Below are 19,963 nucleotides of genomic sequence, written 5' to 3'. Positions count from 1 at the left end.
TCAGCCGGCCGCGTACACGTCCTCGACGTAACGGCCGTCCGCGATCAGCCCGTCGAGCCACCGCCCGGCCGCCGCGTCGTCGGCGCCCGGCGTGCGCTCCCGGTACAGCGTACGGAACGCCTCCCGTACGCCCGGCGCCATCCGCGAACCGTCCCCGCAGACGTACACCCTGGCGCCCGCTCCGAGCAGCCCCCAGACCTCGTCGGCCTCGGCGGCGATGCGGTGCTGGACGAAGGTCACGCCGTCCTGCGGGGCGGCGCTGAAGGCCGGGCGCAGCGAGACCGCGCCGACGGCCTCGGCGGCGCGCAGCTCCTCGGCGTGCAGGAAGTCGGCGTCGGGGGCGTCGCAGCCGAAATAGCAGAGGGCGGGGGCGAGTTCGGCGCCGGCCGCTCGTGCCGCCGTACGGTCGGCGATGGCCCCGCGGAAGGGGGCGAGGCCCGTGCCGGCCGCGACCATGACGACCGGTTCGCGGCCGTCGATCCGGAAGACCTCCCGGCACGGCTGGACGCGGGCGTACACCGTGTCGCCGGGCCGGACGGTGGTGAGGTGTCCGGATCCGGTGCCTCGGTAGACGCCCTTGCCCGAGCGGGCCGGAGCCTCAAGCAGGGACACCATCAGGTCCGCGTGGCCGGGGGCGACGGCGGGTGAGGAGGAGATGGAGTAGTGGCGGGGGCGCAGCGGGGTGAGGAGGTCGAGCAGCGCCGGCCAGTCCAGGGCGCCCCGCAGGGCCGGGTGGTCCTCGATCACCTCGACGAGGGTGCGCGGATCGTCGGTCAGGTTCGCCAGCGCCGTGCGCTCCGGCGGGCACGGGTTGGCGGCGGCGAGCGCGGACAGCTGGGCGGCGCTCGGACGCTCCTGCAACTCGACGTGGTGGGTGAGGAGTTGGCGAACGGTCAGGGGCCGGTCGACCGCGAGGCCGTCGCGGCGGGGGCGGGTGGCCCGGATGTCCAGGACGGTGTCGAGGTCGACGCCGAGCGCGGCGGCGGCTCGCTCGACCAGCGCCGGCGCGTTGCCGGGCAGCACGGTGAGGTGGTCGGCGGTGCGGTAGGTGACGCCTTCCGGGAGGGCGAGGCGGACGAAGCGTTTGCGGCGGGGGTGGCCGGGGGCGGTGAGGTCGTGGGCCTCGGTGACGGTCATCGGGACGAGGCCGTGGCGTGCGGCGAGGGCGTCCAGGGGGCCGCCGGTCAGGGTGCGGACCTCGTACGCCGTGGTGGGCTCGTCGTCGGCCGGGGCGGTGGCGTCCGGGTCGCCGTACCGCTCCAGCAGCGCCGTGCGGAGCCTGGCCGTGAAGTCCCTTACCGCGCCGGTCAGATCGCCGGAGGCGTCGGCGGCGGCGCGGTCGGTCAGGCGGGTGGCGCCGAGTTCGGCGAGGCGGTCGTCGAAGCGGGTCGGGACGTGCTGGTAGGTGGCGGCCCAGTTGCGGTCGCCGACGCCGAGGACGGCGTAGGTGACGTCACCGGCGTCGCGGGCCTCGTCGAGCCAGGCGGCGAAGGCGGTGGCGTCGTCGGTGGGGCGGCCGTTGTAGGAGGCGGCGGTGATCACGACCGGGCGGTCGGTGGGCAGGCCGCCGGCGTAGTCGTCGAGCGGCGCGATCCGCGTCTCGCAGCCGATGGCGGCGGCCTCGTCGGCGAGCTGGGCGGCGAAGTCGCGGCAGGTGCCGTAGTTGCTGCCGTGCAGGAACAGGGCGCTGGTGCCGGGGCGGACGCGGGCGGGGAGGGCGGCCGCGTCGGACACGGCTTCCGTGGCCGCGGGGGCGGCGCCGGGCAGCGGGGTGTGCACACGGTCGGCGGGCGTGCGCGGGGTCAGGGTGAGGGTGAAGCCGTCGGGCTTGAGGGTGAGGGTCTCCTTGATGGTGAGGCGGTAGTCGGCGTGGTCCCGCAACCGGTAGCGGTGGACCAGCATCGCCAGCAGCATGGTCGCCTCGTGCAGGGCGAACTGCCGCCCGATGCAGGCGCGTTCACCGGTGCCGAACGGCTTGAAGGCGTGCACCGAACGCGCCGCCTCGGCCTCGGACGTGAAGCGGGTGGGGTCGAACAGCTCGGGGTTGTCGCCCCAGACCGGCTGCCGGTGCAGCATCGGGGCGAGGACGGTGACGAACTGCCCGGCGCGCAGCGGGATGCGGCCACCGAGCATCGTGTCCTCGAGAGCATGCCGGCTGAAGGCGGCGGCGGTGGGCCACAGCCGCAGCGCCTCGTTGAGGACCTGGCGGGTGTACGTCAGCCTGCCGACCTCGTCGTAGGTCGGCTCGGGGTCGGTCCGGTCGCCCCACAGCCCGTCGACCTCGCGCTGCATGAGCTGGAGCGCGGCCGGGTGCTTGGCGAGGTAGTACATCGCGAAGGACATCGCGCCGGAGGTCGTCTCGTGGCCGGCGATCAGGAAGGTGATGACCTGGTTGCGGATGTTGGCGGCGTCGAGGGTGCCGCCGTCCCGCGGGTGCTGGGCGGTGAGCATGAGGCCGAGGAGGTCCTCGGCGTCCCGCTGGTCGGTGCCGGCGCGGGCGGCGATGACGTCGTCGACGACCTGGGCGAGGTAGGCGGCGTCGTCCCGGAAGGCCGCGTCGGCTGCGGAGTAGTCCTGGCCCGGGACGCGGGCCAGGCGGTTCATGCTCCACTCCAGGCAGCGCACCATCGACTCGACGAAGGGGTGCGGCTCGGCCCGCTCGAAGATCCGAAGTCGTAGCCGAACCCGGCGAGCCCGATGGTGTCGAGGGTCATGCGGGTCATGTCGTCGGGGACGTTCACCGGCTGCCCGGCACGGGCGTCACGATCCCAGGACGCGATGAGCCGCTGGGCCACCTTCAGCATCACGGGGTGGTAGGTGCGCATCGACCCGAGCGCGAAGGCGGGCATGAGGATGTCGTGCGCCTTGGCCCAGTTCGGCTCGTCGTTGTACGCCGTGAACAGGCCGTCGGCTGCGAACTCCCGGACGTTGTCCAGGGCGGGCCCGACATGCTTGGCGAACCGCTTCTCGTCCGCCAGGTCGGCCACCAGGTCCAGGTCGGCGGTGAACAGCGTCTCCCGCCCGTGCAGCCGCCGCACGAGCACCGGCCCGTGCTCCCGCATCAGCTCCATGACCTGCTGGATCGGGGTGCGGCCGGGTCCGACTGCGGTGATGTCGACGACGGGGACACCGGGGAGGGCGTCGAGGGTCTGCGGGAGCGACGCGGTGGGGGGCATGGCGGGACAACTGCCTTTCGCGGTACGGGACTACTGCGGTCCAGCGTGATCGACGGGCCCCGGCCGCCCGCACCCCGCCCCTACATGATTGTGTAGTCCATGGATGTGCGTCACGCTTGCGCCCAGGGACCGGAGGTGCTGTGGACTCGGCTCGACCCGAGGCCGTGGTGTGGCGCAACCGCGCCCTGATGGTCTTCGACCGCGTCTCGGTGCCGATCGCGGTCTGTGACGTGTACGGCGCGGTCCTGCTGGCCAATCCGGCGATGGCGGCGGAGTGCGGTACGAGCCCGGGGCGGCTGCGCGGCCGGGACGTGCTGGAGCTGTTTCGGCCGCAGGAGACGACGCAGGTGGAGCGGATCGCCGAGGCGCTGCGGCTGCGGCACCGGTCGCGCTACCAGGTGTCGGTGCGCTGGCAGGCGCCCGGCGGTGCGGAGCGGTACGGGGAGCTGACGGCGGACCCGGTGAGCGACACCGCGGAGGACACGCCGGCACTGCTGGTGATGCTGCGGGTCCTGGGCGAGCGCGAGGCACAGGAACGCAGGCCCGTGAAGGTGGCGCCGGCCGAGGCGCGCATCCTGGCGCTGCTCGCCGGGGGCGCCACCACCGCGCAGGCCGCCCGGGAGACCGGCCTCACCGTGGACGGCGTGAACTACCACCTGCGACGCCTGTCGGCCCGCTGGACCGCGGCGAACCGCACGGAACTGGTCGCCCGCGCCTACGCACTGGGGGTGCTGACTCCCGGGGTGTGGCCGCCGACAGTTCCGGAGACGGAGTAGGCCGCGCCCGCACCCGTCTGAGCAGGTGGGGCGAACTACGCTGCGGTTCGGCAGCGCCCCGAAGGGGCGCGGGGAACTGCGCGACCAACCACGATGGCGCCGCAGACAACGTGACCCGACGGGTCGAAATTCACTGGCTCCCCCTCATCAAGCTGCCTACCCTAGCCATGAACCTAGGGACCCTAGGTTTTACACCGCCCCACCGAGCCGGCGCTCGTACGCCCCCGGAGACTCCCCATGAAGCCACTCACCGAGCAAGACATCCGCAACTCCTTCATCAACTGCTCGAAAGGCGAGGCCAAGCGCCTGTCCGTCCCCCGCGATCTCGACGAACGCCCTTGGGACGACCTCGACTTCCTCGGCTGGCGGGATCCGGGAGCGCCCGATCGCAGCTATCTGGTCACCGAGCGGGAGGGGCGCCCGGTGGGCGTCACCCTCCGCTTCCCCTCCTCGCAGCGCGGCTTCCTGCACCGCAGCATGTGCTCCCTCTGCCTGACGACCCATCCGGGCGGCGGCGTCTCGCTGATGACGGCCCGCAAGGCGGGGACGGCCGGCCGCGAGGGCAACTCGGTCGGCCTCTACATGTGCACCGACCTCGCCTGCTCGCTGTACGTCCGCGGCAGGAAGAACCTGGAGTCCGGGAGCCGCTTCGAGGAGAGCCTGACGCTGGAGGAGCAGATCGCCCGGACCACGGGCAATCTCAGCGCCTTCCTCGACAAGCTGTACGCCTGACGGGCACCGGGCGGCTACCGGTCCCTCAGCCGCGCCGCCTCCACCCGGTGCAGATGGATCAGGACGTCGTAGCTGCGGGCGAGCGCGATGGCGTACGGGCCGTCGGGGTAGGCGGTGCCGATGCTGCGCGTCGGCCGCGCCTGCCGCAGCCAGTCACGAGCCGGAGCTCCGGTGGTCCGCAGGTCGAGCACGTAGTCGCGGTGTCGCACCCGGTCGAGCGTCCGCTCGTTGCTGCCCGGGCCCGCCGGTCCGAGCGTCCAGCGGCGGATGACGTCGTCGTCCCGGCCGGTGGCCTCGAACGAGCCGTGATCGAAGGTCAGGCCCACGCTCACATAGCCCGCGCCGAGGAGGTCGCGCAGGAACGCGCCCTGCACCTTCGGGTTCTCGGCGGGTTCCTCCGGCAGGTAGCCGACGTGGTTGTTGTGCGCCGACAGCAGCACCTTGGTGCCGGTGTGCCGCTGCCACCACACCACGGCGGAGGCCATCGCCCCGTCCCGGTAGCGCATGGCCTCGGCGATCTGTGCGGGGTCCTCGAGGTCGAAGGCGTACTGCCGGGCGGTCCGGTCGATCACCGTCGCGTGCTGGACGGCCCAGTCGTACGCCGCGCGGTCGGCTCCCGGGGCCATCCGCTCGACCAGCCGCAGCGCCTCGCCCGTACGCGCCGCCCGCTCCATGCGTGCGGCGTACGGCAGGCTCAGGTACTGCTCGATGTACGCCCCGGTCGGCACGGTGGGCCGCAGTCCGCGGTAGAGCTCGGCGAGGCGGGCACTCAGCCCGGGAGCGGCACCGGCCACATGGTCCTCGACGGCGTCGTACAGCTCGGGTCCGGTCCAGGCGATGTCGTCGCCCATGAAGCGGACGGGGTCGCCGGGGTGCCGGACGTTGTAAGCGCGCATCCACTGAACGAGCCGCAGGTAGTCGGTGTTGTTCCACCACAGGTAGTCCCGCTGGAACTCCTCGCGCATGATGCGCCGCGGGTCACCCTTGCCGTACAGCACATAATCGTTGAGGCGCAGGCCGGTGCTCCAGGGGGCCTCCAGGGCGAAGGTGCGGAAGCCCTTCTCCTCGACGAGGTGGCGCAAGACGCGGTCCTTGAGGGCGAAGAAGTCGTGCGAGCCGTGGGTGGCCTCGCCCAGGCCGACCACCCGGGCGTCGCCGATCATCCGGTCCAGGGGGCGCAGATCGCCGGTGCCGCCGCCCGGTTCGACGCTCCGCAGCGGGTGGGCGGCGCGGTCGAGTGCCTCGACGACCGTGGTGGAGGTCGGTGCCGCCGTGGCCGGGATGCCGGTCGTCAGGGCGGCGAGGATGATGAACAGGGTCAGCACTAATCCGGTCCGATGCCGATTCATGATCCAAGACTTGCGCTCCGGACCGGCGGGGACCATCCGGCGGTCCTCCGTCCCCGGTTGCGGTCAACCACAGGGTGACAGCGGGGGTTTTCCTCAGTTCCGGACCCGGTCGGGCGCCCGGCCTCGCGCGGGTGTCGACGATCACCAGCCCAGCCCCTTGCCGTACCCCGGCCGCTGCGATCAATCTGGGGTTCCTTGCGGACCGTTACGTTCCGCAAGCAGGGTGTGGGAAGCATCTGTGGAAAGGGAACAACCGAGGATGCGGGACGTACGTGAGGGGACGCCGTCCCTGGAACGGCTCGGGAAACTGCGCCGGGACCCGGTGGTGGTCCAGACGCTGCGGTCGGCGGCCGCGGCGACGATCGCGTACGTCATCGCGCTGCGCCTGAGCCCCGAGGCCGCGCCGCTGACCGCGCCCCTGACCGCGCTGCTGGTCGTCCAGGTCACGCTGTACGCCACGCTCACCAACGGCATCCGGCGGGTGAACTCCGTGGTGGCCGGTGTCCTGGTCGCCATCGCCTTCAGCCTCCTGGTCGGCCTGACCTGGTGGAGTCTGGCGCTGCTGATCGTGGCCTCGCTGGTGGTGGGCCATCTGGTGCGGGTCGACGAGTACGTGCCCGAAGTGGCGATCAGCGCGATGCTGGTCCTCGGTGTCACCACGGTCGGGGACACGGCCTGGGCACGGATTCTGGAGACACTGATCGGCGCGGTGGTCGGGCTCGGCTTCAATCTGCTCCTCGCGCCGCCGGTGTGGGTGGAGGAGGCCGGTGAGTCGCTGGAGGGACTGGCCCGTCGGCTGCGGCAGTTGATGCTGCGCATCGGCGAGGAGGCCGCCGGCCACACACCGTTCGAGCAGGCCGCGGCCCGGCTGCACGAGGCGCGCCGGCTCGACCACGACATCGTCGAGGTGGACGCGGCGCTGAAGCAGGCCGAGGACAGCCTGCGGCTCAATCCGCGCGTGCGCGACAGTCTGCTGCACCGCGTGGTGCTGCGCACCGGACTGGACACCCTGGAGATCTGCACGGTGGTCCTGCGGGTGCTCGCGCGCACCCTCACCGACCTCGCGAAGGAGCGGGAGCCCGAGCCGCTGTTCGCGAAGGAGACGGGCACCGTCGTGGAGCAGTTGCTGTCCGAGATCGCCGACGCGGTGGTCAGCTTCTCGGTGCTGGTCACCACCCATGTCAGCAGCAACGCCGACGCGGCGGAGTCCCGGCTCACCGCCGAGTTGCGCACGGCGGCGGGCACCCGCGACAAGCTGGCCCTGCTGCTGCGCGAGGAGGCGGGGCGCGAGGACGGGCACTGGCAGCTGCTCGGCGCCGTACTCACCGAGGTGAACCGCATCCTCGACGAGCTGGACACCGAGCACCGCTCGCGCCGGCTGCTGGAGGAACTGGACCGCGTGTCGCAGGAGCAGCGCACCCGGATGGCACGCCTGACCCGGCTGCGTGAGCGCATGGGAGTTCAGGAGCAGCTGTGGCGGAACCGCACGGGGTTCGGCGGGCGTTCTTCGTGAGTGAGCGCCGGGACGGGGCCGGCGCCGGAGGCGAGGGAGCTGCCCGATGGCCGACACGGACGTACGGATCGACGGAAACATGCTGCGGCTGCCGGGCGGTGTGGCGGTGCGGTTCATCCGTACGCTGCGGCTGCCCGAGTCGGGCACGCATCCCCTGCCGCCGGGGCTCGGCGAGTTCCCGGTCCGGCGGGTGGCGGACTACGCGGACAGCGTTCCCGAGGCGTGGCGGTCGCGCGGCGGCGTGATGCTGCCGGTGTATCTGCGCGAGGCGATGTGGCTGAGCTTCGCGGGTACGACGGAGCCGGGCGCCCTGCAGGTCGGGGTGGGCAAGGTGTGCGCGGTCTCGGGGAAGCCGTGGAGCGACCGGTTGTCCCGTAAGCCGCAGAACTACGTCGTGCTGCCCCGTCAGCCCTGGCTGGACGGCATCAACTCCGGGAAGGGCACGGTCCGCCAGTTCGTGGCCGTACCGCTGGGGCTCGGGGCGACCGTCGAGGGTCAGGTGACGGGCGAGGAGGTCTGGGGCGGCGTACAGCTGCAGTCGTTCGCGCTGAAGGAGCCGCAGCTGGCCAGGTGGCGTGAGGAGGAGCGGCGCCGGGCGGAGCAGGCGCGGGCGATGCCCCAGTACGGCGGCTACGGTGCCGCCCTGCCCATGGCGGCACCCGCCCCTCAGGGCGCGGTCCCGGCGCCGGCCTCCGCTCCGGCGGGCCGGCCGCCCCGGGCCGCCGCGGCGATGGGCCTGGGCGTGGGCGGTTCGATGCGCCAGGAGGTCTACGAGGACGACCGGCCGCCGTCTGACTGGTCGAAGCGCCCCGCAGGCCGGGTCTTCGTCCATCTGGTGACGCCGCCGGAGTGGCGCCGCATCACCGGTGAGGCTCCCCCGCCGTCGCCGGTGGACCGGGCCGCGTACACGCGCGCGGGGCTGCCGTGGTTCGACTACTACGACCAGGACGCCGAGGATCTCGCCCCCACGGACGCACTGGAGTCGGTGAAGCCGGTCGGCGACTGGCTCGGCGACGACCACGAGCCCTGGCAGGCGCCCTCGCCGGGCCAGGTGACGCCGCTCAAGGACGCGCAGGGCAAGGCCGTGGTGGACGGGGACTGGTAAACGACACGAAGCGCCCGCAACACCCGCCCGCGCATTGCGCGGTACGCAACGCACGTTGCTCTTCTTGCGCTGGGTGGGTGATCCACGCGAAGGTGGCTGTCGCGACCACGACGACCGACGACCTGAGGTGTGGACATGGGCAGTGGTGGGCTGAGCAGGCGCCGATTCGTCGGAACCCTCGCGGGATCGGCGGCCGGCGTGACACTCCCGGCGGCCACGGCGTGCGACGACGCGCCCGCCCCGGCGGAGACGGCCGACACGGAGACCCCCGAGGCGACCACTCCCGGGACCCGCCCGAGCGCCCAGACCGAGAGCCGCGAGCCGTCCGGCCCGCGCCCGCTCTACCTCGGCACCTACACCTCCGCCGAGGGCGGCGGCACCGGCATCGGCCTCGCCACGTACGACCCGGCGACGGGCCGTATCACCGCCACCGGCACGATCACCGGCGTCGGCGACCCGTCGTATCTGGCACTGCACCCGAACGGCCGGACGCTGTACGCGGTCAACGAGCGTGAGGACGGTGCCGTGACCGCCGTCCGCCTCGCCGACCGCACGGTGCTGGGGAGCCGGAGCACCGGCGGGGCCGCGCCGTGCCATCTGTCGGTGCATCGGAGCGGCCGCTGGCTGCTGAGTGCCAACTACGGCACGGGCAGCGTCGCCGTACACCCGATCGACGCCTCGGGCGCGCTCGGGGAGCGCACCGACCTGGTCACGCATTCCAGTCCGGCACCCGGTCCGGGGCAGGAGGGCCCGCACGCCCACCAGTTCATCACGAGCCCCGACGGCGGCCATGTACTCGCCGTGGACCTCGGCACGGACACCGTGTACACCTATCGCCTCGACCCGAAGGCGGGCACGCTCACCGAGGTCGCGCGGGCGCAGACCGAGCCGGGTGCCGGCCCGCGTCATCTCACCTTCCACCCGGGCGGCCGGTACGCGTATCTGGCCAACGAGCACGACAACACCGTCGCGGTCTGCGCGTACGACGCAGACACGGGCCGGCTGACCGTCGGCGCGGAGCAGCCCACGGGCACGGGCTCGGGCACCAGCTATCCGGCGCAGATCGTCGTGACGCCGAACGGCCGCTACGCCTATCTCGCCAACCGGGGCCACAACAGCCTCGCCCGCTACGCGGTGGAGGCGGACGGCGCCCGGCTCAGGCTGCTCGACACGGTGCCGGTGTCCGGGGACTTCCCGCGCCAGATCGCCCTCTCGCCGGACGGCTCGCTGCTGTTCGCGGCGAACCAGCGGTCGAGCACCGTCAGCGTCTTCCACGTCGACGAGGGCAGCGGTGAAGTGCGGCTCGCCGGCGAGCCGTTCGCGTCACCCGTCGCCGTCTGTGCGCTGCCGCTGTAGGGCGCGGGGGCAGGAGGCGGCGCTGGCCTGGGTGAGCAGGATGTGCATGCGTTCGGTGAGCTGTGCGACGTCGTCGGCGGGCCGGTGGAACGGCAGTCGTACGTCGGCCTGGGCGCGGGCGCGTTCGATCCGCAGCGTCAGTCCGTGCCGGTCGACGGCGAGGGGCTGGACGCGGACCGCGCCGTGCAGGCTGTCGGAGTCGACGAGGCGGGTGAGCCGCTCGACGGCGTCCGGGTGGCAGTCGGCGAGGTGGGTGAGCAGCCGGGCCTCGGCGGTGGCCAGCGGGTCGGGCGCGGCGGCGGCGAACTCGTCGAGGTCGACCACCACCGCACCGGACGGCTGCCGCAGCACCACCCGCGTCGGCTGGAACGCCAGCGCGCCCTCCTCGGGGGTGAACCAGCCGGACAGCCAGAGCCGGGCGCGAATCCGTTTGCGTACGGGTACGGGGGCGACGTCGGCGAACTCCAGGACGGCGGCGGGCTCTCCGCGGGGCGCGCAGATCGCCGCCGCGACGAGCGCACTGTCCTGCGGCACGTCCAGCAGGACACGGCCGTCCTCGGTCACGATGTGCGCTCCGACGAGTTCCTCGCGACTGCCCTCCGCGGTCACCGCGCAGGACCACGCGGCGTCGAGCACCGACCGGGCCCGCTCCGCCGCGGAAGGCGCGGCCGTCCACGCTTGGCTGTCACCCATCCCAAACCTCCTTAGGTAAGCCTTGCCTAACCTACCGAAGATCGGGCCGCACGCCAACCGGCCTCACCGATCCCGTGCGATCTCTTTGCAGGTGTACGCGGTACGGCGCACGCGGTACTCAGGGCGTGATGACACCCAGCAGGGCGCGGGCGCACAGGTCGCGCACCTGCTCCCGGGAGAGGTCCGAGCCTCTCAGCCACTCCAGGCAGACGGCCGTGGTGAACGCCAGCCAGCCCCGCACGGCGAGCCCTACATCGGGCCGCCCCTCGAAGACCGGGCCGAACTCGGGGTCCCCCGCCATGGCCGCGAGGATCTGCTTCTCCTGTGCGGCCAGGGCCTGTCGGTAGACCTTGCGCACGGTCTGGTCGCCGGCCGCGTCGGCGCGATGGAAGGCGCGGAATCCATGGGCGTGGGCTTCGACGTACTCCAGATACGCGTCGAGGCCCGTGGCGAGCTGCTCGCGCACCGGGACTCCGGACACCGCGGCCGTCATGCTCAGCATGCGCTCGCTCTCCCGCTCGACGACGGCCGCGAAGAAGTCCCGCTTGTTCGGAAAGTAGTGGTAGAGCAGCCCGCGTGAGACACCGGCGATCTCGGCGACCTGCTCGATCCACACGTCGTCGTACGGGCTCTCCGAGAACAGCCGCGCCCCGACCGCGAGGAGCTGCTCACGGCGTTTCTCGGTGCTGAGCCGGCGGCGGGTGCGCTCGCCCTGGTTCGCGGCCATGCCCGCACTTTACTTGACGTGGATTCAACAGCGGGACCAGACTGAGCGCGTTATTGAACTCACGTATAAATAGCTCAACGTGCCGCTGGATCGAGGGAGATCGCGTCATGGCGGAGACAGTGACCGGGTCCGGGCTTCCCCACGGGACCGGACTTCCCAAGGGGTTCCGCAGCGCCGAGCAGGGCTGGCCGGAGCTGTCCCGCATACCCCACCCCCCGCACCGGCTCCCGCTGCTCGGCGACGTGCTCGGCGCCAGTCGGCGCACGCCGCTGCAGGACTCCCTGCGGTACGCCCGCGAGTTGGGGCCGATCTTCCGGCGCAGGGCGTTCACCAGGGAGTTCGTGTTCGTCTGGGGCGCCGAACTCACGGCCGACATGGCGGACGAGTCGCGCTTCGCCAAGCACGTGGGGCTCGGCATAGCCAATCTGCGGCCGGTCGTCGGGGACGGTCTGTTCACGGCGTACAACCACGAGCCGAACTGGCAGCTGGCGCACGACGTCCTGGCGCCGGGGTTCAGCCGGGAGGCCATGGCGGGCTACCACCCGATGATGGTGGCCGTGGCCGACCGGCTCATGGACCACTGGGACCGCGAGGCGGCTGCGGGCCGGGCGGTGGACGTGCCCGGCGACATGACCAAGCTGACCCTGGAGACCATCGCGCGCACCGGGTTCGGGCACGACTTCGGCTCCTTCGAGCGAGCCCGCCCCCATCCCTTCGTGACGGCGATGGTCGGCACGCTCACCTACGCGCAGCGGCTCAACACCGTGCCGATGCCGTTCCTGCTTCGGCGCGCCGCGCGCCGCAACCAGGCCGACATCGCCTACCTCGACCACACGGTCGACGACCTGGTCCGCGCCCGTACGGCGAGCGGGCCCGGGGACGGGGATCTGCTGGACCGGATGCTGCAGACCGCCCATCCGGAGACGGGCGAGCGGCTCTCCGCGCAGAACGTCCGCCGCCAGGTGATCACCTTCCTGGTGGCCGGCCACGAGACCACCTCCGGCGCGCTCTCCTTCGCCCTGCACTACCTCTCCCGGCACCCGGACGTCGCCGAGCGCGCCCGGGCCGAGGTGGACCGCGTCTGGGGCGGCACGGCGGTGCCCGGCTACGACCAGGTGGCGAGGCTGCGGTACGTGCGCCGGATCCTCGACGAGTCGCTGCGGCTGTGGCCGACGGCGCCCGCCTTCGCCCGGGAGGCACGTGAGGACACGGTGCTCGGCGGGGTCCATCCGATGCGGCGCGGTGCGTGGGCGCTGGTGCTCACGGCGATGCTGCACCGCGATCCCGAGGTCTGGGGCGCTGACGCCGAGCGGTTCGATCCGGATCGCTTCGATCCGAAGGCCGTACGGACGCGTCCGCCGCACGCCTTCAAGCCGTTCGGGACGGGGGCGCGGGCCTGCATCGGGCGTCAGTTCGCGCTGCACGAGGCCACGCTGGTGCTGGGGCTGCTGCTGCGCCGGTACGAGTTCGGGAGCGACCCGGCCTATCGGCTGCGGGTGACGGAGCGGCTGACGTTGACGCCGGAGGGGCTGCGGCTGCGCCTGGAGCGGCGGGCGGCCGGGACTGCCGTTACGGCACCGGCCACCGCCGGGTCGGTCGAGGACGCGTCCTCAGAGCTCCGCTGTCCAGTGCACGGGGCGGCTGACTGAGGCGGGCAGTCGGGTGCCCGCGCTGCCCCGGGCCGCGTTCAGCTGGGGCTGGGTCAGGAAGAACGCGCCGGTCAGATCGGCGTCCGTGAGGTCGGTGTCGCGCAGGTCGGCACCGATGAGGTCCGCTCCGCGCAGGTCGGCACCGGTCAGGTCGGCGGCTATGAGGTAGGCGCCGCGCAGGTTCGCTCCGCGCAGGTCGACGCCCTTGAGACGGGCGCCCATCAGGTCCGCGCCCCGGCGGTCCTTCTTGCGGCCGCGTGTGCCGGCCCGCGCCAGCTCGCTGGTCTTCAGCAGGAGTACGTTGACCTCCTGCCGGTGAGCGGCCACGTCCAGCGCGCCGAGCTCCTGCGGGGTCCGGCGTGTGAGCTCCTCGGTCGTCTCCAGGAGGTCCTGCAGCTCGGCGCGGAGCGGGCGGGCAGCGGGCAGGGTGAGGGCCTCGGTCAGGTACCAGAGCAGTTCGTGGAGCTGGCGGACGACCGGGAAGACGTCGAACATCCGCCGGGCGTGCTCGCGGGAGGCCGTGCGCCAGTCCTTCCCGGCGAAGGTGACCTGCGAGACCTTCTGACCGGCGCCGAAGCAGTCGTAGACCGTGCAGCCGGTGAAGCCCTTGTGCCGGAGCCGGGCGTGGATGCCGCAGCGGTGGTCGTCCTGGAGGTTCCGGCAGGGCGTTCCGGCCGCCTTGTCGACCGCGAAGTCGGCGGAGGCGGCGAAGGGCAGGGCGACGCAGCACAGCCCGAAGCACTGCGCGCAGTCCCCGTGCAGGTCCGCCCGGTCGACGGTCTGATCTTGCATGCTGTTCAGCATACGGAACGAAAACTCACCGACGAGTTTTCGGGGCTGTGGGGGTCTTCTCATCCAACGGAAAACAAGCTCGGCTACCAATGAGATACGAGCCGAGGAAAGCAGGAGCACCACCGCATCGAAGAGAGTCGAGGAGAGACGTGAGGACAGCCGTCATGTGCAGCCACCAGCCCCCGTGCCCCACCGCCGACAGCCCGGACCATCACGCCGCCCTGATCGTGTCGGCCCACCCCGAACAGGGCTGGAGCCTGCTGTGCAACGGCACGATCGCCTTCGACGACACCGGTGAACTCCTCCCGGACGGGCGGGTGGTGAGCCCGCACCGTACGGTCGGCGTACCGGCCATGGCCGCCTGAGCGTCAGGCGTCCAGACCGGTCAGGTCCAGGCGCCCCAGACGCTCGGGGTCGGCCAGGATGTACATCTCCGTGATGCGGCCGTCGGCGATGGTGACGGCCATGACCGACTGCGGTTTCCCTTCGGGGGCGTTGAGGACCCCGACCGTGCCGTTGACGAGCACGAGCGCGAGCTGTGTGTGCTGCGTGAACTGCCGGAACAGCAGCGCCTGTTCGCCCACCGGCTTCGCACCGTGCACCAGCTTGGACGCCGCGACACCGCGGACCAGCGGCCCGGAGTCGGCGCGCAGCACCACATCGGGGTCGAGGACCGCGAGCAGCGCCTCGAAGTCCCCCGCGCGGGAGGCCGCCATGAAGGCGTCGAGGACCTGCCGCTGTCTGCCGAGGTCGGGCTCGGTGGAGGGCGTGGCACCGCGCACCCGGCGCCGGGCGCGGCTGGCCAGCTGGCGGGTCGCGGCCGAGGAGCGTTCCACGATCGGCGCGATGTCGTCGAAGGGCACCGCGAACATGTCGTGCAGCACGAACGCGATCCGCTCGGCGGGCTCCAGTGCCTCCAGCACGACCAGCAGGGCCAGACCCACCGAGTCGGCCTGGAGCACCTCCTGTTCCGGGTCGATCGTCGACAGCGGTCTGATCACGGGGTCCGGGACGAAGGTGTCGTCCAGCGGCTCCTCGTGGCGTCGCGTGCGCGAGCGGAGCATGTCCAGGCAGACCCGGCCGACCACCGTGGTCAGCCAGCCGCCGAGGTTCTCGATGTCCTCCGCGTCGCTGCGACTCAGCTTCAGCCAGGCCTCCTGGACCGCGTCCTCCGCCTCGGCCAGTGAGCCGAGCATGCGGTAGGCGACCGCCTTGAGATGGCCGCGGTGCTCCTCGAAGCGGTCCGCCAACACGTCCGTGTCGTTCACATTCCCCCCGTTTCGCCCTTCCTTCGGGCAGCTCTACCAGTGCGCAGGTCTACCGGCTGAACAGCTCGAACGCCACGGCCGGCTTCCCGCCGAACCGCTTCCCCGTCGCCTCGGCGTTCGAGGTGAGGAAGCCGCGGGCGTACGTCTGCGGGTCCTGGCTCGTCAACGCCTCGATGTAGGTGCGGTGTTCGAGCAGCGAGCGCACCGCACGCTCCAGGCCGGCGGTCGCGTCCACCGCGTGCGTGGGCGTACTGGAACCGGCGACGGCGACCCAGCGGACACCGTCCCAGGGCTCCAGGCCCTGCTCGGCGAGCTCCGGGAAGATCCAGCGATTGCCCGCGTCACCGGCCGCGTCCAGCGTGGCGCGGCCGACCGCCACGTGGTCCGGGGTGTTCCAGGCGACGCCGCCCCAGGTGTCCCGGTGGTTGAGCGTGATCACCAGCTCGGGCCGGTGCCGGCGGATCGCGGCGGCGATGTCGCGGCGCAGGGCGATGCCGTACTCGATCGCGCCGTCCGCGTGGTCGAGGAACTCCACCGCCGTCACGCCCACCACCGCCGCGCCGGCCCGCTGCTCGCGTTCGCGCAGCGGGCCGCACTTCGCGGGCTCCAGGGTGTCGATGCCGGCCTCGCCTCGGGTCGCCAGGACGTACCCCACCTCGCGGCCCCCGTCCGTCCAGGCAGCGATCGCCGCCGAGCAGCCGTACTCGAGGTCGTCCGGGTGCGCGACGACGGCGAGGGCGCGCTGCCAGTCGTCGGGCATGGGCTGGAGCTGAGTGATCGTCGGCTCGGTCATGCCCGCACACTAACCCGTCACACCGACATCACGCTTCGTCACGCGTGAGCGCGAGCAGCCGGTCCAGGACGCGGGGGCCGCCGGCCCGTACGCCGTCGTGCTCGAACTCGTCGGTGACCCAGGTGCGCAGGCCGCGGACGGCGCGGGCGGTGGCGAGGGAGTGGGCGGTGTCGACGTACATGTCGTCGTGGTAGACGGCCGCCGCGACCGGCACTTCGTTGGCAGCGAGCAGCGCCGGGTCGTACAGGGGCTTCCAGTCGGTGCGGGCGGCGAGGAGTTCGGCGGTCTCGCGCAGCGGGCGCAGGACCGGGTCGCAGTCGAACATCCAGGGGTGGATGGTCTCACCGGTGAACAGCAGCGGCCCGTCTCCGGCGAGCGTCTTGGCCGCGTCGAACTGCGGGAACTCGGCGCGCACGCGCTCGGCGGACCAGGCGGTGGGGCGGGTGTCCTGGCCGTAGATCGCCTCGTGGACGAGGGCGTACAGCGGGTGGCTCGCGTACGACAGCAGGCCCTGGACCTCCTCCTGGAAGGCGTCCGAGAGGGCCGGGCCCTGCGGGGTGTGCACGAAGGCGTCTTCGAGGAGGTAGTGCAGGCGGTGGCTGCCCTCGCTGCCGCCGAGGAGGATGCCGAGGGACTGGAAGGCCTCGGCGGTGAGGCGGTAGCCGTTCGGCAGGACCACGTCGCCTGCGAGGAGGTGGTCGGCGATCCGGCGGGCGCGCTCGACGTCCTGCGGGTAGCGGGCGTAGTGCGCGCCGACCTTGCGCTCGATGCGGGGGTAGGCCGCTCGGTAGACGTCGTCGGCGTGCGCGTCGAGCGAGGGCAGGCCGCCGGTGATGACGGCGGCGGTCAGGCCCTCGGGGGCGGTGGAGAGGTAGTTGACCGTGCAGAAGCCGCCGAAGCTCTGGCCGAGGACGGTCCAGGGGGCGCCGCCGGTCACCTCCCGGCGGATCGCCTCGCAGTCGCGGACGATCGAGTCGGCGCGGAAGTGCGCGAGGTAGTCGGCCTGTTCCGCGGGTCCGCCGCGCAGGGGGAGGGTCTGGCGGTTGGCGGGCGTGGAGTGGCCGGTGCCGCGCTGGTCGAGGAGCAGGACGCGGTACTCCTTGAGGGCGCGGCCGAGCCAGGCGCCCTTGCCGACGAAGCGGTTCGCGCCGAAGCCGGGGCCGCCCTGGAGGTAGACCAGCCACGGCAGTTCCTGGTGCGCCTTGTCGCCGGCGACGACCTCACGGGCGTAGAGCTCGATCGTCTCGCCCTTCGGGGCGTCGTGGTCGAGGGGCACGGTGAAGTGGCGGTCGGTGAGGATGACGCCGGGCTGGCGGTAGCTGACGGTCAACAGGGCTCCCGGGACGGAGGGTTTTCGGGCCGCGTCCCAGTTCAGCACATGTTCGTCCGCCGACCGAGCCCCGGGATCATGAAATCGTACTGAACGGCTGATCAGCGTGCCGAGAGACTGGACCGCCGGACCACCAGCTCCGGCTGGAGGACGACCCGTCGGTGCTCGTGCTTCCTCGTCGCGGTCTCCTCCTCCGTCTCCTCCAGCAGCATCTCCGCCGCGAGGGTGCCCATGGTGACCGCGGGCTGCCGTACGGAGGTGAGGGGGACGGCCGCGGCGGCCGCGAACTCGATGTCGTCGTAGCCGACGATCGCGAGGTCGTCGGGGACGCCGACGCCCGCGGCGTACATGGCCTGCAGGACGCCGAGGGCGAGCAGGTCGTTGGCGCAGAAGACGGCGGTCGGGCGGTCGGCGAGGCCGAGCAGGCGGGCTCCGGCGTCCCGGCCGGCGGCGACGTCGAGCCGCTCGGTGGGCAGCTCGCGCAGGTGCTCGGGGCCGAGGCCGGCCTCCTCCAGCGCGTGCAGGGCGCCGGTGCGGCGGTCGCGGACCTGGTTGAGGCCGGGCGGGCCGCTGACGTACGCGATGGAGCGGTGCCCGGCGTCGACGAGATGGCGTACGGCGAGGGCGCCGCCCGCGACGTCGTCGACGGACACCGAGCACTCGGTGGTGCCCTCGGCGACGCGGTCGACGAGGACGAAGGGGATGTTGTGCCGCCGGAACGTCGCGATGTTGCGGCCGGTGGCGTCGGCGGGGGTCAGCAGGACGCCGCGCACCCGCTGTTCGGCGAAGAGCGACAGGTAGTCGGCCTCCTCGCTCGCGCTCTGTGCGCTGTTGCAGACCATCACGCCGAGCCCGGCCTCACGCGCGGCCCGCTCGGCGCCGCGCGCCACGTCGACGAAGAAGGGGTTGCCCATGTCGAGGACGAGCAGCCCCATGATCCGGCTGCGGCCGGCGCGCAGCTGGCGCGCGGACTCGCTGCGGACGTAGCCCAGCCGGTCTATCGCGGACTGCACCCGCGCCCGGGTCTCGGTCGCGACCGTGTCCGGAGGGTTGATGACGTTCGAGACCGTGCCGACGGAGACTCCGGCGGCGCGGGCGACGTCCTTGATACCCACCGACTGGGCCATCGGGCAGGGACCTCCAGTGAGACGCGAGAAGACGTGGGGCGGCGGGAAGGCACATTACCGTCAAGCCGCCCACAACGGCTGTGGTCAGGCAGGCAGGCGGAAATTGAGGTTACGCAGCGCCGAAGGCGTCGTACCGCTGGACTTCTCCTGGTACATGATCGACAGGAAGTTGTCCTGCGCGATACGCGTCTCGTCGATGACGACCTCACCGAAGGCGTTCAGCCCGGCCGAGACACCGTCGTACAGGACCGACCAGTCCGTGTAGCCGGAGGCCTTGGAGGCCCCGGCGATCCGGCAGAACGGGAAGATCGCGTAGGCGTTGTCGTACTTGTCCAGGATGAGCTTGGTGCGCTGGCTGGAGTTCAGTGGGACCGGGATCTCGGTCTTCTGCCAGGTGCCGGAGGAGTTCTTGCGGACGTGGAAGGCGCGGCCGTTCGCGGTGCGGTCGGTGACGTAGTTCGTGGTGCACTGGCCGAAGCGGCCGGGTACGTAGCTGATGATCGCGTGCGGCAGGCCGGCGGAGTCGGTGAACTGGCTCTCCTGGTTCATCAGGGAGTGGTCCGGGTTGAGCGCGTCGATCACCAGGCCGCTGTCGGTGACGGCGACCTTGTCGGAGCCGCCGCTGGTGCCGACGACGGTGCCGGCGTTGTTGCGCCAGGTGCGGCCGCGGTCGTCGGAGTAGACGTAGCCGGTGTCGTGGTTGGTGATCCCGCCGGACGAGCACATCACGGCACCGTTCTGCTCGCGCCAGGTGAAGAAGGAGTGCAGCCGGCCGTTCTTGTCGTAGTCGATGCCGTGCAGGTACATGTTGCGGGCCGTCGAGGAGCCGTGCTCGCTGGTGTACGTGCCGGTGGAGCTGCTCCACTCGCCGAGGTTCGTCCAGGACGTGCCGTTGTACTCGGCCAGCGCGTTGCGGCCGTTGCCGGAGACGGCGACGCGGTAGCTGAGCTGGAGCTTGCCGTCGGGCGTCGAGATGAACTGCGGGTAGGTGAACTGCGAGGTGAGGGCGAGGCCGTCCAGGGTGGACTGGGGGGCGCCGAAACGGCTCGCGGTCCAGCTCAGACCGGCCGGGTCGTCCATGAGACCGGCGACCGACTTGACGTAGGTGAAGCCGTCGCTGTGCGAGTCCATGTTGAGGTGAAGGCGGCCGTCGACCTTGGAGATCCCCATCGATATGACGTTGTGGGAGTCGTCGTAGCGCAGGGTGTGGCCGACCTTGACCGTGGACCAGGTGCCGGCGCCGAGGGCGCGGCGGCCGACGACGGCGCCTCGGTCGGCGGTGTACCAGACGGCGTACTGGTAGCCCTGGTAGGTCAGCAGGCCGTTCTTCTGGAAGGAGTTGTTGTTGACCAGGCCGTCGTACGACACGAAGAAGATGGCCTGCGTGTCGAGCGTGGTGGTGCCGGTCAGGGTGAGGGACGGGCCGGGGTCGGCGGCACGGGCGGTGCCTGAGGCGAGGGCGGGGGTCATGACGGCTCCAGCGAGGGCGGCGCCCAGCAGCGTACGTCTCTTCATCTCGGGGGGACTCCGTTGTCGGCGAGGTGCGGACGGGGGACGGGGTGGTGACGGGTCCTGCG

The 19,963-nt window shown here is 72.1% G+C and carries 16 protein-coding genes and 1 pseudogene; 7 read left to right on the top strand and 10 right to left on the bottom strand.

Annotated features, from left to right (window positions below; genetic code table 11):
* Positions 1 to 3,176, bottom strand: a pseudogene (locus AB5J49_RS44750) (cytochrome P450).
* A gap of 140 nt (positions 3,177 to 3,316) precedes the next feature.
* On the opposite strand from AB5J49_RS44750, the gene AB5J49_RS44745 reads away from it, so the two are divergent.
* Both AB5J49_RS44745 and AB5J49_RS44740 read left to right on the top strand, forming a co-directional pair.
* Positions 3,317 to 3,952 carry a PAS domain S-box protein gene (locus AB5J49_RS44745; RefSeq protein WP_369174598.1) on the top strand — a complete coding sequence of 212 codons (636 nt, stop codon included), beginning with the start codon at positions 3,317 to 3,319 and terminating at the stop codon, positions 3,950 to 3,952.
* Between the two features lie 237 nt (positions 3,953 to 4,189).
* The gene (locus AB5J49_RS44740) at positions 4,190 to 4,684 is read left to right on the top strand and encodes an FBP domain-containing protein (RefSeq protein ID WP_369174597.1); all 495 of its coding nucleotides are present in this window, start codon (positions 4,190 to 4,192) and stop codon (positions 4,682 to 4,684) included.
* A gap of 14 nt (positions 4,685 to 4,698) precedes the next feature.
* Here the strand turns inward: AB5J49_RS44740 and AB5J49_RS44735 are convergent, their stop codons facing one another.
* Positions 4,699 to 6,033: an erythromycin esterase family protein gene (locus AB5J49_RS44735; protein ID WP_369174596.1), complete on the bottom strand. Its 1,335-nt coding sequence runs from the start codon at positions 6,031 to 6,033 to the stop codon at positions 4,699 to 4,701.
* Positions 6,034 to 6,292: 259 nt separating this feature from the next.
* On the opposite strand from AB5J49_RS44735, the gene AB5J49_RS44730 reads away from it, so the two are divergent.
* The 3 genes from AB5J49_RS44730 to AB5J49_RS44720 all read left to right on the top strand — a co-directional run bounded on the left by AB5J49_RS44730 (position 6,293) and on the right by AB5J49_RS44720 (position 10,007).
* Positions 6,293 to 7,546, top strand: coding sequence for an aromatic acid exporter family protein (locus tag AB5J49_RS44730; protein ID WP_369174595.1), 1,254 nt, complete (start codon positions 6,293 to 6,295; stop codon positions 7,544 to 7,546).
* Between the two features lie 46 nt (positions 7,547 to 7,592).
* Positions 7,593 to 8,651 (top strand): hypothetical protein, encoded by a 1,059-nt coding sequence (locus AB5J49_RS44725; RefSeq protein WP_369174594.1) that lies wholly within the window; start codon positions 7,593 to 7,595, stop codon positions 8,649 to 8,651.
* 135 nt (positions 8,652 to 8,786) lie between these two features.
* Positions 8,787 to 10,007, top strand: a complete 1,221-nt coding sequence (locus AB5J49_RS44720) for a lactonase family protein (RefSeq protein WP_369174593.1) — start codon at positions 8,787 to 8,789, stop codon at positions 10,005 to 10,007.
* Here the strand turns inward: AB5J49_RS44720 and AB5J49_RS44715 are convergent.
* A complete protein-coding gene (locus AB5J49_RS44715; protein WP_369174592.1) occupies positions 9,975 to 10,700 on the bottom strand; it encodes a DUF2470 domain-containing protein in 726 nt (241 codons plus the stop codon). The two genes, AB5J49_RS44720 and AB5J49_RS44715, sit on opposite strands and share 33 nt — an antisense overlap.
* Positions 10,701 to 10,818: 118 nt before the next feature.
* Positions 10,819 to 11,427 carry a TetR/AcrR family transcriptional regulator gene (locus AB5J49_RS44710; protein ID WP_369174591.1) on the bottom strand — a complete coding sequence of 203 codons (609 nt, stop codon included), beginning with the start codon at positions 11,425 to 11,427 and terminating at the stop codon, positions 10,819 to 10,821.
* A gap of 107 nt (positions 11,428 to 11,534) precedes the next feature.
* Here AB5J49_RS44710 and AB5J49_RS44705 point away from each other — a divergent pair, with 107 nt between their 5' ends.
* The gene (locus tag AB5J49_RS44705; protein WP_369174590.1) at positions 11,535 to 13,076 is read left to right on the top strand and encodes a cytochrome P450; all 1,542 of its coding nucleotides are present in this window, start codon (positions 11,535 to 11,537) and stop codon (positions 13,074 to 13,076) included.
* Here the strand turns inward: AB5J49_RS44705 and AB5J49_RS44700 are convergent.
* Positions 13,038 to 13,868, bottom strand: coding sequence for a pentapeptide repeat-containing protein (locus AB5J49_RS44700; RefSeq protein WP_369174589.1), 831 nt, complete (start codon positions 13,866 to 13,868; stop codon positions 13,038 to 13,040). The genes AB5J49_RS44705 and AB5J49_RS44700 overlap by 39 nt on opposite strands.
* Before the next feature lie 164 nt (positions 13,869 to 14,032).
* Between AB5J49_RS44700 and AB5J49_RS44695 the strand changes: the two genes are divergently transcribed.
* Complete coding sequence (locus AB5J49_RS44695) at positions 14,033 to 14,233, top strand: DUF5999 family protein (RefSeq protein WP_369175461.1); 201 nt, start codon at positions 14,033 to 14,035, stop codon at positions 14,231 to 14,233.
* A gap of 3 nt (positions 14,234 to 14,236) precedes the next feature.
* Here AB5J49_RS44695 and sigJ read toward each other — a convergent pair whose 3' ends face one another.
* The 5 genes from sigJ to AB5J49_RS44670 all read right to left on the bottom strand — a co-directional run bounded on the left by sigJ (position 14,237) and on the right by AB5J49_RS44670 (position 19,901).
* Positions 14,237 to 15,136, bottom strand: coding sequence for an RNA polymerase sigma factor SigJ (sigJ, locus tag AB5J49_RS44690; protein ID WP_369174588.1), 900 nt, complete (start codon positions 15,134 to 15,136; stop codon positions 14,237 to 14,239).
* A gap of 49 nt (positions 15,137 to 15,185) precedes the next feature.
* Positions 15,186 to 15,929, bottom strand: a complete 744-nt coding sequence (locus AB5J49_RS44685; protein WP_369174587.1) for a PIG-L deacetylase family protein — start codon at positions 15,927 to 15,929, stop codon at positions 15,186 to 15,188.
* Positions 15,930 to 15,957: 28 nt separating this feature from the next.
* Entirely contained in the window at positions 15,958 to 17,259 is a 1,302-nt protein-coding gene (locus tag AB5J49_RS44680) for an alpha/beta fold hydrolase (RefSeq protein WP_369174586.1), read from the bottom strand.
* Between the two features lie 101 nt (positions 17,260 to 17,360).
* Positions 17,361 to 18,386: a LacI family DNA-binding transcriptional regulator gene (locus AB5J49_RS44675; RefSeq protein ID WP_369174585.1), complete on the bottom strand. Its 1,026-nt coding sequence runs from the start codon at positions 18,384 to 18,386 to the stop codon at positions 17,361 to 17,363.
* Positions 18,387 to 18,470: 84 nt separating this feature from the next.
* The gene (locus AB5J49_RS44670; protein ID WP_369174584.1) at positions 18,471 to 19,901 is read right to left on the bottom strand and encodes a BNR repeat-containing protein; all 1,431 of its coding nucleotides are present in this window, start codon (positions 19,899 to 19,901) and stop codon (positions 18,471 to 18,473) included.
* Positions 19,902 to 19,963: the final 62 nt, after the last annotated feature.

Source organism: Streptomyces sp. R28, assembly GCF_041052385.1.
Taxonomy (GTDB): domain Bacteria; phylum Actinomycetota; class Actinomycetes; order Streptomycetales; family Streptomycetaceae; genus Streptomyces.
The sequence above is the reverse complement of the archived record's forward strand: the minus strand, read 5'-3'. Positions and strand labels throughout refer to the sequence as shown.

Coding starts and splice junctions, on each gene's coding strand:
- AB5J49_RS44740 (WP_369174597.1), top strand. CDS start 4,190: ATGAAGCCACTCACCGAGCAAGACATCCGCAACTCCTTCATCAACTGC.
- AB5J49_RS44735 (WP_369174596.1), bottom strand. CDS start 6,033: ATGAATCGGCATCGGACCGGATTAGTGCTGACCCTGTTCATCATCCTC.
- AB5J49_RS44720 (WP_369174593.1), top strand. CDS start 8,787: ATGGGCAGTGGTGGGCTGAGCAGGCGCCGATTCGTCGGAACCCTCGCG.
- AB5J49_RS44725 (WP_369174594.1), top strand. CDS start 7,593: ATGGCCGACACGGACGTACGGATCGACGGAAACATGCTGCGGCTGCCG.
- AB5J49_RS44705 (WP_369174590.1), top strand. CDS start 11,535: ATGGCGGAGACAGTGACCGGGTCCGGGCTTCCCCACGGGACCGGACTT.
- AB5J49_RS44685 (WP_369174587.1), bottom strand. CDS start 15,929: ATGACCGAGCCGACGATCACTCAGCTCCAGCCCATGCCCGACGACTGG.
- AB5J49_RS44670 (WP_369174584.1), bottom strand. CDS start 19,901: ATGAAGAGACGTACGCTGCTGGGCGCCGCCCTCGCTGGAGCCGTCATG.
- AB5J49_RS44710 (WP_369174591.1), bottom strand. CDS start 11,427: ATGGCCGCGAACCAGGGCGAGCGCACCCGCCGCCGGCTCAGCACCGAG.
- AB5J49_RS44675 (WP_369174585.1), bottom strand. CDS start 18,386: ATGGCCCAGTCGGTGGGTATCAAGGACGTCGCCCGCGCCGCCGGAGTC.
- AB5J49_RS44730 (WP_369174595.1), top strand. CDS start 6,293: ATGCGGGACGTACGTGAGGGGACGCCGTCCCTGGAACGGCTCGGGAAA.
- AB5J49_RS44700 (WP_369174589.1), bottom strand. CDS start 13,868: ATGCAAGATCAGACCGTCGACCGGGCGGACCTGCACGGGGACTGCGCG.
- AB5J49_RS44695 (WP_369175461.1), top strand. CDS start 14,033: ATGTGCAGCCACCAGCCCCCGTGCCCCACCGCCGACAGCCCGGACCAT.
- AB5J49_RS44715 (WP_369174592.1), bottom strand. CDS start 10,700: ATGGGTGACAGCCAAGCGTGGACGGCCGCGCCTTCCGCGGCGGAGCGG.